This window comes from Streptomyces mexicanus (assembly GCF_902506575.1).
GTDB lineage: Bacteria > Actinomycetota > Actinomycetes > Streptomycetales > Streptomycetaceae > Streptomyces > Streptomyces mexicanus.
This window is the reverse complement of record NZ_LR732544.1, coordinates 1979695-1989691: the sequence shown is the minus strand read 5'-3', so window position 1 is coordinate 1989691 and position 9997 is coordinate 1979695. Positions and strand designations below refer to the sequence as shown.

Annotated in this window: 8 protein-coding genes; 5 read left to right on the top strand and 3 right to left on the bottom strand. The window is 73.3% G+C overall.

Annotated features, from left to right (window positions below):
* The coding region (locus tag GV126_RS08925; RefSeq protein WP_159664266.1) for an antibiotic biosynthesis monooxygenase at window positions 1-665 on the top strand (665 nt) is incomplete at its 5' end.
* A gap of 80 nt (window positions 666-745) precedes the next feature.
* Here the strand turns inward: GV126_RS08925 and GV126_RS08920 are convergent.
* Window positions 746-2581, bottom strand: a complete 1836-nt coding sequence (locus GV126_RS08920; RefSeq protein WP_159664264.1) for a DUF8508 domain-containing protein — start codon at window positions 2579-2581, stop codon at window positions 746-748.
* A gap of 300 nt (window positions 2582-2881) precedes the next feature.
* Here GV126_RS08920 and GV126_RS08915 point away from each other — a divergent pair, with 300 nt between their 5' ends.
* The 3 genes from GV126_RS08915 to GV126_RS08905 all read left to right on the top strand — a co-directional run bounded on the left by GV126_RS08915 (window position 2882) and on the right by GV126_RS08905 (window position 8162).
* Window positions 2882-4372, top strand: coding sequence for a hypothetical protein (locus GV126_RS08915; RefSeq protein ID WP_159664262.1), 1491 nt, complete (start codon window positions 2882-2884; stop codon window positions 4370-4372).
* A 205-nt stretch (window positions 4373-4577) separates the two neighbouring features.
* Entirely contained in the window at window positions 4578-6035 is a 1458-nt protein-coding gene (locus GV126_RS08910) for an alkaline phosphatase PhoX (RefSeq protein WP_159664260.1), read from the top strand.
* 543 nt (window positions 6036-6578) lie between these two features.
* On the top strand, window positions 6579-8162 hold the full coding sequence (locus GV126_RS08905) for a TROVE domain-containing protein (protein WP_159664258.1): 1584 nt from the start codon (window positions 6579-6581) through the stop codon (window positions 8160-8162).
* A gap of 16 nt (window positions 8163-8178) precedes the next feature.
* Here GV126_RS08905 and GV126_RS08900 read toward each other — a convergent pair whose 3' ends face one another.
* Window positions 8179-8604 (bottom strand): nuclear transport factor 2 family protein, encoded by a 426-nt coding sequence (locus GV126_RS08900; protein ID WP_159664256.1) that lies wholly within the window; start codon window positions 8602-8604, stop codon window positions 8179-8181.
* 126 nt (window positions 8605-8730) lie between these two features.
* On the opposite strand from GV126_RS08900, the gene GV126_RS08895 reads away from it, so the two are divergent.
* Window positions 8731-9315: a TetR/AcrR family transcriptional regulator gene (locus GV126_RS08895; protein ID WP_159664254.1), complete on the top strand. Its 585-nt coding sequence runs from the start codon at window positions 8731-8733 to the stop codon at window positions 9313-9315.
* Window positions 9316-9355: 40 nt separating this feature from the next.
* Here GV126_RS08895 and GV126_RS08890 read toward each other — a convergent pair.
* The coding region (locus tag GV126_RS08890) for a TerD family protein (protein ID WP_201299818.1) at window positions 9356-9997 on the bottom strand (642 nt) is incomplete at its 5' end.

Sequence of the window (9997 nt, the reverse complement as noted above, 5' to 3'; positions counted from 1 at the left end):
ACCCCCGTGTCGGCGCCCCCTTCTTCAGCACCTGGCGGGTGGGGACGCCGCAGCGGCAGCGGCAGGCCGTCGAGGCCGTCGCCGCCGCCTGGGAGCGCCGCCCCTGGCCCTCCGGCGACCTGCTCTCGTACCACCTGTACAGCGGCCACGACGGCTCGACGCTGCTGCACTACGCGCAGTGGGCGAACGAGGCGGCCTACGAGTCCTTCCGCCGCACCCGGCGGCAGGAGCGGGTGGACGAGATCGACACGGTCGTGCCGGACATCGAGCGGCTCGGCCTCGGGCGGTTCCGGCGCTACCGCGGCGGGCCCGCGGACCGCGGCGGACGCGTCCCCGGGTGCGTCGTGATCGTCGACGTGGAGTTCGAGGGGCCGGACGCCGACCGGCAGCGCGCCTGGGTCGACGCCGTCCTCGACGCGCTGGCGGACGACCCGCAGCCCAAGCCCGGGGGAATCGGGGCCCACTTCCACCTGAGCACCGACGGCCGGCGGGTGCTGAACTACGCCGAGTGGGAAAGCGCCCAGGCGCACATCGACGCCCTCGCGGCCGACGGCGACGGCGTCGGATCGCCGACCGCGCGGTGGCGGCGCGTGCAGACCTGGCCCGGCCTGAAGAGCAGCACGGTGAGCCGCTACGACCACGCGCTGGGCCTGGTGCCCCGCTGACCGGCCCGCGGCCGGGCGCCCTGCCGGGCCCGGGGCCGGCCCGATCCGCGTCCGCGCGGCCGGCCCCGGGCACACCCCCGCTACGGGTGGAACCGCAGCACCTGCGGGTCGTGGTCGCTGATCTGGTCGTGGAACTCCGAGTTGAGGTGCACGCTGTCGTAGGAGAAGCGGCCCGCGCGGCGGATCTGCGGGCTGATCAGGATCTGGTCGAGGACCTGCTCGTTGCCCTGGTAGTCGTAGGTGTAACGCTCGTTCGCCGGCAGGGACTTGATCGCCGACCACAGCTCGCCGTCGCCCTCGAGGATCTTCGCGGTGTCGGAGAACTCGAAGTCGTTCATGTCGCCCAGCGCGACGACCTCCGCGTTCTTCTGGACCTTCAGCAGGTCCTTGACGAAGGAGTTCACCTCGGCCGCCTGGAGGTGGCGCTGGGTCTCGGAACTGCGCGTGGGCGGCTGGTACTGGGAGGTCAGGCCCTGGTCGCCGCCCTTGGAGGCGAAGTGGTTGGCGATCACGAAGACGGTCTTTCCGCGGAAGACGAACTCGCCGGCCAGCGGCTTGCGGCTGGACTTCCAGGCGTCGGAGGCCGGGTCGATCCGGCCGGGGGAGGCCGTCAGGGCCGCCTTGCCGTGCACCTTGGTGACCCCGACGGCGGTGGTGGAGTCGCCGCCCGGGCGGTCGGTGAAGGACACCCGCGCGGGGTTGAACAGGAACACCTGGCGGATGTTGCCGCCGGGCTCGCCGCCGTCCTGGCCGTCGACGGGGTCGATCGACCGCCAGTCGTACCTGGGGCCGCCGGCCGCGACGATCGCGTCGATCAGCTTGGTCATCGTCTGCGTCGCGTCGACCGTGCCGTCGTCGGTGGCGCCGTTGTCGTCCTGGATCTCCTCCAGGGACACGATGTCGGGCGAGCGCAGGTTGTGCACGATCGCGTCGGCGTGCGCGGCGAAGGTGGTGTCGGAGGGGTCCAGGTTCTCCACGTTGTACGTGGCCACCGCCAGCTCGCCGGGGGACTGCGGGCGGGTCGTCTCGCGCTGGAGGCCGGCGCTGTCGAGGGTGCCGATACGGTTCGCCACGAGGGTGTAGCCGCCGTACTGGTTGTAGTCCAGCGGGCCGGTGGTGGCCCCGGTGAGGGTGTCGCCGACGTCGGCCACCGGGAAGTCGGCGGTGGAGCCCAGCGACTGGATCTGCAGGCGGCCGGTGTTCTGCGCGTCGTAGGAGCCGTAGACCGTGCCGCCGCGGCTGCTGCGGTGCTCGTCGGGTTTCACCGTCACCCACAGCTCGGTGTACGGGTCGGTGGCGGTGACCACCCGGGCGTCGGTGACCTGGACGTTCATGCCCTCCAGGGACTCGTAGTAGTCCAGCGCGTACGCCGACGGCCGCAGGGGCAGCGCGTTGATCGAGCCGCCCGCGGCCGGGTCGCCGGCCGGGGTGTAGGCGTCCGGTACGGAGCGGGCGTCCACCACCACCGGGGCCGGTACCGCGTTGCCGTGGGAGACGACGGTCACCGCCGGCTTGGTGATCTCCGTCAGCGACTGGTTGCCCGAGGAGGTGCCGCCGGGGACGTACTCCGAGACCGTGCCGGTCACCGTCACCGCGTCACCGGAGGCGACCTTCGGGGTGGAGCTGGTGAAGACGAAGACGCCCTCGCTGGTGGCCGGGTCGTCGTCCGGGCTGGGGTCCTGCATCCAGAAACCCTTGGACGAGCCGTAGGTGCGCACGCCGGTGACGATTCCGGCCACATCCGTGACCTTCTGGCCGGCGTACGGCGACACCCGGGTGGTGCCCTGGATGTCGTGGATGCGGACGGACTCCGCGTGCGCGGGCGCGGTGAGGACGGTGGTCTGGGCGGCGAGGGCCGCGCCGCAGACGGCGGCGACGGTCAGCGCGGCCAGACGCGCGGAAGACGGGGTGGGCAAGGGATCCCTCCGGGGACGTGACGAGGCGCCGGGACGAGGGCGGACGTGGAGCGCGGACAGGGCCGGCCGCGACCGGTGGGGCGGTGGCGACGCGCGTGCACAAGAGGCGGGCGGCGGTGCAGCGGTGCCGCCCGTGCCTTCTTCTACGCGCGTCAATTTCCTGCCCCGCCCGGCCAGTTGTCAAGGTTTCGGCCATGTACGGCCGGCGGCGGGGAGATGAACCGGGCGGCATGGGTGGAAATCCGTCTAGGCTGAGCGGCTGAGGCGCAAGGCCCCCAGGTCCGCTAGGAGAAGCAGCCGATGTCAGACAGGTCCCCGTTGCCGCCGGTGCGACTGGCTTCCGAGCCGCAGCTGGCCCGGGACGCCCTCGCCGCCCCGCTGCTCTCGCGCGCCGCCCGGCTCGCCCGCTGGGCCGGGCCCGCCACCCGGGTCGACGCCGGCGGCGCGCTGGTGGAGGAGCAGCTGCCCGCCGCGGCCGAGGCGCTGGGCCTGAGCGGCACGGACGCGGCCGCCCTGGCCAGCGAGGCGTGGCGGATCGCCGTGGACACCGGGCTGGTGGAGATCACCGACGAGGACGAGGGCACCGTCGCCGCCGGTGCCAGGCTGCGGCTGCTCACCGGCGGCTCCCCGCACGATGTGCTCACCGTGTGGCGGACCGCGCTGGAGGCCGTGCTGGCCGACGCGAGCGTGCCCGACCTGGGAGACCTGCTCGACTCGATGGACGAGGCAGGCGCCGTCGATCTGGCCTCCCTGGACTTCGATCCCCGGGCGGAGGCGGAGTTCCTGGACGAGGTGCTGGCGGGCCTGTACGCGCTCACCGTCGGCGAGGACGGGACGGCCGGGGGACCGGTCCCGCTGCCCGCGCTCGCCGCGTCCGTGATCGTGCCCGGCGCCCTGCAGGAGCCCTCCGACGCCGTACTGGAGCAGGTCTCGCAGGCGATGATGCAACTGGACGACCAGTTCCGGCTGCTGGAGCCGGTCGGACTCGTCGAGTACCGGCCCGTGGACGAGACCGTGCTGACGGACGCCGGGACCGCGGGCCACGGGACCACTGACTCCGCGACCGCGGCGGGCGGGGCAGCCGACGCCGGGACCGGTGCGGCCCCCGCGCCCGTCGACGAGGCGGACGTCGCCCGCTACGGCATGGTGCGCCTCACCCCGCTCGGGCTGTACGGCCTGCGCGCCCGGCTGCGAGAGGCCGGGCACGAGGCACCCGCGGTCGGCGAGCTGGCCGACAAGGGCGCGGACGCGCTGCTCGACGGCATCGCCGCCTTCCCGCCCGCCGCCGCCCACGCCGAGACCGAGCAGTGGCTGGCCCGCCGCGAACCGGTGGAGGCGGCACGGGAACTGCTGGCCGCCGCGCACGGCGCGGACGCCGGGGCACCGCTGCGCCGGCTGCGCTGCCAGCAGGCACTGTCCCTGGTCGGCGCCGCGGCCGAACCGGCGCTGCGCGAGGTGCTGGACGACGCCGAACTGGGCGGGCTGGCCCGGGTCTGGCTGACCGAGCGCGGCCTGGGCGACGTACCGCCGCCCTCCCAGGAGATGGTCTTCTGGCTCACCATCGACACGGTGGCCGCGCAACTGGCCGCCGAGGGCGACTCCGACGAACTGCACGCGCTGGTGCAGGGGCTGGCGGAGCAGCACAGCGGATTCTTCGCGGCGGCCTGGCGGGTGGACCACCCGCAGACCGCCCAGGTGCTGGAGGCGATGGGGCGCCTGCACCCGGACCGCAAGATCGCCAAGGAGGCCCGCAAGGCGGCCTTCAAGGCCCGCTCCGCCCACGGCGGCTGACGAGGCGAGGCCCTCCCGGCCCTGTCTCCCTTTGGGTGTTCCTTGGGTGTTCCACGGGTGTCCCATGGGCCCGCGCAGACGGATTCATGAAAGTGGCTCCGGTGCGGTCCACCGGTGTTCAACCGCCGTTCAGCCACGGCCGCGACGGTTGCGCCGAACCGAGTCCGCCACCCTCCACGGCACCGACACCGTCACAGGAGACAGCATGTCGCTCACCCGCAGGGACTTCACCAGGACGTCCGCGCTCACCGGCGCCGGAGTCGCCCTGGCCGGCAGCGTCGGCGCCCTCGCCACCGCGCCGAACGCCCTCGCCGCCACGGACACCGACGCCCAGGGGCCCGCGGCGGCGAACGGGCACGGAAGAGGCCACGAGGGCGTCGGCTACGGCCCGCTGCTGCCCGACCCGAAGGGCATCCTGGCCCTGCCGGCCGGGTTCTCGTACCGGATCATCACGCACAGCGGGAAGACCAAGCTGGAGTCCGGCGAGTTCACCCCGTCCAACCACGACGGCACCGCCACCTTCGACGGCCCGCGCGGAGCGACCCTGCTGGTCAACAACCACGAGCTGAAGGGCCCGCGCGCCAACTGGAAGTACCCGGTGCCGCTCACCGAGGGCCTCGTCTACGACCCCGCCGCCTCCGGCGGGTGCACGGTCGTCGAGGTGCGCCGCGACCACGTCGCCGAGTGGGTCGGCATCGCCGGCACCTCCACCAACTGCGCCGGCGGCAGCACCCCCTGGGGCACCTGGCTGACCTGCGAGGAGACCGAGGACAAGGCCGGCCAGAACGGCATGACCAAGGACCACGGCTACGTCTTCGAGGTGGACCCCGCGGACCGCCGGGCCAACCGCGACCCCGAGCCGATCAAGGCGCTGGGCCGCTACGCCCACGAGGCCGTCGTCGTGGACCCCAAGCGCGGCCACCTCTACCTCACCGAGGACGCCTCCGGCCCCAACGGCCTGCTCTACCGCTGGACCCCGCCGCACGGCTTCCGCCACGGCCGCGGCCGGCTGCGCACCCTCGCCGACGACGCGGGCGTGCTGCAGGCGTTCAAGTGCTTCGACTCCGGCGGCCGGTTCGTCGACGACCTGTCCCGGGCGACGAGGACGGGCACGGTCTACGGCGTCGACTGGGTCGACGTCCCCGACCGCGACGCGCGCACGACGTCCGTGCGCAAGCAGTTCAAGGACGGCCAGGTCACCCGTGCCCGCAAGCTGGAGGGCATGTGGTGGGCCGACGGCGGGGCGTACATCGTCTCCTCCTACGCCCGCGAGGAGAGCCCGGTCCAGCACGACGGGCAGGTGTGGTTCTACGACCCGGGCCGGCGCACCCTGACCCTGAAGGTGCTGCTGGGCGTCAACCCCGACCCGGCGAAGGACGGCGCGTTCGACGGCCCCGACAACATCACCGTCTCCCCCTACGGCGGCCTGGTCATCGCCGAGGACGGCGAGGGCGTCCAGCACCTGTTCGGCGCCACCGAGAGCGGCCGCACCTACCCCATCGCCCGCAACGAACTGAACATCGGCACCGAACAGGAGCCGGAGTACAGCGAGTTCACCGGCGTCACCTTCTCGCCCGACGGCACGACCCTGTTCGCCAACATCCAGGAGCCGGGCATCATGCTGGCGATCACGGGGCCGTGGAAGCGGCAGAAGCGCGGCTGAACCCGCCGCCGGCCGGTTGCGGACCCGCTGCCGATCCGCCGGGAATCAATTCGCTCGCCCGTCCCGCGGTCCCCCCTCTAGAGTGATCCACGTCCAGGTGCGACAGGCAGGACCTACTTCCACTCTTCATGGGGAGGCCGCGGGTTCGACTCCCGCCACCGGCACCACGCGCCGGTGTAGCTCAGTGGCAGAGCACCAACCGTCGGTTCAGCCGCCCTCGGTCTCTGGACACCGGCAATTTCACGCACCTCCCGGTGCGCGGGCTGCGGCTCCTTCGTTGTGATCGAATCCGTGCCGCCGCCGACCTGATCTCGGGAGGCGCAGCCGAAGGTGGGTGCCCGGTGCGCAGGCAACGGTTACTTCTTCGGACCGGACGGTCGCGGGTTCGAGTCCCGTCGTCGGCCCAAGGGCCGACGTAGCTCAAAAGGCAGAGCATCTGGCACAGGTCCGTCGCCGCCCCCTGTCCTCGGGCACCTTCCTTCCGCTGCGCCTCCCTCCGACCGCGACGCTCGACGTCGCCGACGAATTCGGGGGGAATTCAGCATGGCCCGCTTCAACACCAAGGCCGCCGGGGCGCGGCCCACCTCGCCGGTCACCACCACGGGGCGCGTGCTGCGCACCCACGAGGGCGGCCGGGGCCACGAGCGGGACGCCCGCTCGGAGCTGTTCCTGCTCGCGGTCTCGAACATGGTCTCCCAGCAGACGTTCTACGAGTCCGGCGCCGACCGCGACGACCGGTTCGCGCGGCTCGTGCGCGAACTCGCCGTCAGCGACCCGTCCTGGACGGCCGGCCTGCTCGGCTGGCTGCGCGGGGAGGGGAACATGCGGACGGCCTCCATCGTGGGCGCCGCCGAGTTCGTACGGGCCCGGCTGGCCGCGGGCGCGACCGGCGGCCCGTCGAACCGGCGGGTGGTGGACAGTGTGCTGCAGCGCCCGGACGAGCCGGGCGAACTGCTCGCCTACTGGACCGCCGCGTACGGCCGGGCCGTCCCCAAGCCCGTCAAGCGCGGCATCGCCGACGCCGTGCGGCGCCTCTACCACGCCAAGTCGCTGCTGAAGTACGACACGGCGTCCAAGGGCTACCGCTTCGGGGACATCCTCAACCTGGTGCACGCCGCCCCCGACCCGGACAAGCCGTGGCAGGGCGAGCTGTTCCGGTACGCCCTCGACCGGCGGCACCACCCGGAGGCCGCCGTGCCGCCGGCGTCGATCCCGGTGCTGGCCGCGCACCGGGACCTGATGGCGCTGCCCGTCGAGCGGCGCCGGGCCGTCGTCACCGCGCCCGGCGGCGCCGAGCGTCTGGCGGCGGCCGGGATCACCTGGGAGGCGCTGGCCGGCTGGCTCCAGGGGCCGATGGACAAGGCGGCCTGGGAAGCCGTCATCCCGTCCATGGGCGTCATGGCACTGGTGCGCAACCTGCGGAACTTCGACGAGGCCGGGGTCTCGGACGAGGTCGCCGCGCAGGTCGCGGCGAAGATCAGCGATCCGGAGCAGGTGGCACGCTCGCGCCAGTTCCCCTTCCGCTACCTCGCCGCCTACCGGCACGCCCCGTCGCTGCGCTGGTCCTGGGCGCTGGAGCGGGCGCTCGGGCACTCGCTGGCCAACGTGCCGGCGCTGCCGGGACGGACGCTGGTGCTGGTCGACCGCTCGGGTTCGATGTTCTGGTCGCAGGTGTCCGAGCGCTCCCAGCTCAACCGGGCCGACGCGGCGGCGATCTTCGGCACCGCGCTCGCGCTGCGCGCCGAGCGGGCCGACCTGGTCGAGTTCGGCACCACCAGCAACGCGGTGGCGTTCCGCAGGGGCGAGTCGGTGCTGAAGGTGCTGGAGCGGTTCGGCAACCTGGGCGGCACCGACACCACCGAGGCGGTGCGCCGGCACTACCGGGGGCACGACCGGGTGCTGCTCGTCACCGACGAGCAGTACGCCCCGCACCGGCACGGCGACCCGACCGCCTGCGTTCCGGCCGACGTCCCGGTCTACACCTGGAACCTGGAGGGCTACCGGGCCGGGCACGGGCCGACGGGCACCGGCAACCGGCACACCTTCGGCGGCCTGTCGGACGCGGCGTTCCGGATGGTGCCGCTTTTGGAGGCGGCACGGGACACCGACTGGCCGTGGACGGCCTGAGGACCGGACGGCCGGGTCACCGCCCCGCCGCGCCCGTGGCCGCGAGGCCGTCCATGTAGTCGCGCACGTGCACGAGCAGGCCGTCGCGGACCCGCAGCACCAGCAGGCCGGGAACCTCGAAAGGGGCCCCGGTGGTGGTGACGGTTCCGGTGACGGTCTGCTCGACGACGATGACCTCCGGGTCGGTGGACTCGTGCACCGCCACCTCGCAGACCGCCTCCGGCCGTGCGGGACTCGCGCCCCACAGCGCCTCGTACCCCGCGCGTACCTCTTCGCGTCCCTGGTAGCGGGCGGGGAGGCCGGGGAAGCGGAACGGGAACTCGTGTACGGCGTCGCGCGCGTACAGGTCGGCGAGGTCGTCGGCGGACTTGTCGAGGATCGCGCGGCGGTAGCGGGCCAGGACGTCGCGCGGGCCGGGGGTGCCCGGCACGGGGGTGGACATGGCTCGGACTCCGTTCGCCGGATGTGCGGGGACCGCCGTGACGGACCGGGGCCTAACCGGGGAATGTCTCCGCTTGGTTGCCCGCTACCATACGGAGACGGCCTCCGGTGTGCAAGGAGTATCTGGATGACGCAGGTCAGGCCCATGCGTGCGGACGCTCGGCGCAATTACGAGCGCCTGCTGAAGGTGGCCGCCGAGGCCTTCGCCGAGCACGGGGAGAACGCGTCGCTCGACGACATCGCCAAGCGTGCCGGCGTCGGCTCCGGCACCCTGTACCGGCACTTCCCGAACCGCCGGGCACTGCTGGAGGCGGCCTACGTCGACCGGATCGAGGCCATCGCCGCCCGCGCCGGCGAACTCGCGGACAGCCGGCCGCCCGGCGAGGCCCTGCGGGAGTGGCTGTACGAACTGTGCGTGGGCTCGATCCAGGTGCGCGGCCTGAAGGCGCTGCTCGGATCGGCCGTCGCGGACGGCTCCCCGGGCGCGGTCACCGCCTGCGCCACCTCCGTCAAGGGCGCCGCGGCCCGGCTGGTGGAGGCGGCCCGGCGGGAGGGCACCCTGCGCCCCGACGTCGAGCCGGTCGAGCTGCTGCGGCTGGCCCACGGGGTGGCGACGGCCGCCGAACTGGCGGACGGGCACGGCGGGCAGATCCGCCGGTATCTGTCCTTGCTGATGGAAGGGCTGGGGCCGGGCGCGACGCCCTCCGAGTGAGGGCGCGCGCCCCGGACCGCCGTACGCTCCTCCAGAGCCTCTACAGCGCCTGTGCCGCCGGCTTCACCATGTTGCGGACCGTGCGGGCCTTGACGAAGTCGCCCATCGCCGTCATCTCCCACTCGCCGGAGAACTGACGGACGAGCTTGGCCATCATCACGCCCGTCTGGGCCTCGGCGTGGGTGAGGTCGAAGCGGACCAGCTCCTCGCCGGTGGTGGCGTCCAGCAGGCGGCAGTAGGCCTTGGCGACCTCGGTGAACTTCTGGCCGGAGAAGGAGTTGACCGTGAAGACCAGGCCGGTGACCTCCTGGGGGAGGCGGCCGAGGTCGACCGTGATCACCTCGTCGTCGCCGGCGCCCTCGCCGGTGAGGTTGTCGCCGGAGTGCTTGACCGCGCCGTTCAGGATGGACAGGTTGCCGAAGTAGCAGCTGTCGATGTGGTTGCGCTGCGGGCCGTAGGCGATGACGGAGGCGTCCAGGTCGATGTCCGCGCCGCGGAACGCGGGCTCCCAGCCCAGGCCCATCTTCACCTGGGACAGCAGCGGGCGGCCGGCCTTCACCAGGGACACGGTCTGGTTCTTCTGCAGGCTGACGCGGCCCTTGTCCAGGTTGACCTTCCCGGCGCCGGGAGCCGGTGCGGCGGCGGCCGGCGGGGCCGGGGGAGCGGCCGGCCGCCGCCGCAC

What these genes read in the sequence shown, in the direction of transcription:
- GV126_RS08915 (WP_159664262.1), top strand. Translation starts at nt 2,882, where the DNA reads ATGTCAGACAGGTCCCCGTTGCCGCCGGTGCGACTGGCTTCCGAGCCG.
- GV126_RS08895 (WP_159664254.1), top strand. Translation starts at nt 8,731, where the DNA reads ATGACGCAGGTCAGGCCCATGCGTGCGGACGCTCGGCGCAATTACGAG.
- GV126_RS08905 (WP_159664258.1), top strand. Translation starts at nt 6,579, where the DNA reads ATGGCCCGCTTCAACACCAAGGCCGCCGGGGCGCGGCCCACCTCGCCG.
- GV126_RS08900 (WP_159664256.1), bottom strand. Translation starts at nt 8,604, where the DNA reads ATGTCCACCCCCGTGCCGGGCACCCCCGGCCCGCGCGACGTCCTGGCC.
- GV126_RS08910 (WP_159664260.1), top strand. Translation starts at nt 4,578, where the DNA reads ATGTCGCTCACCCGCAGGGACTTCACCAGGACGTCCGCGCTCACCGGC.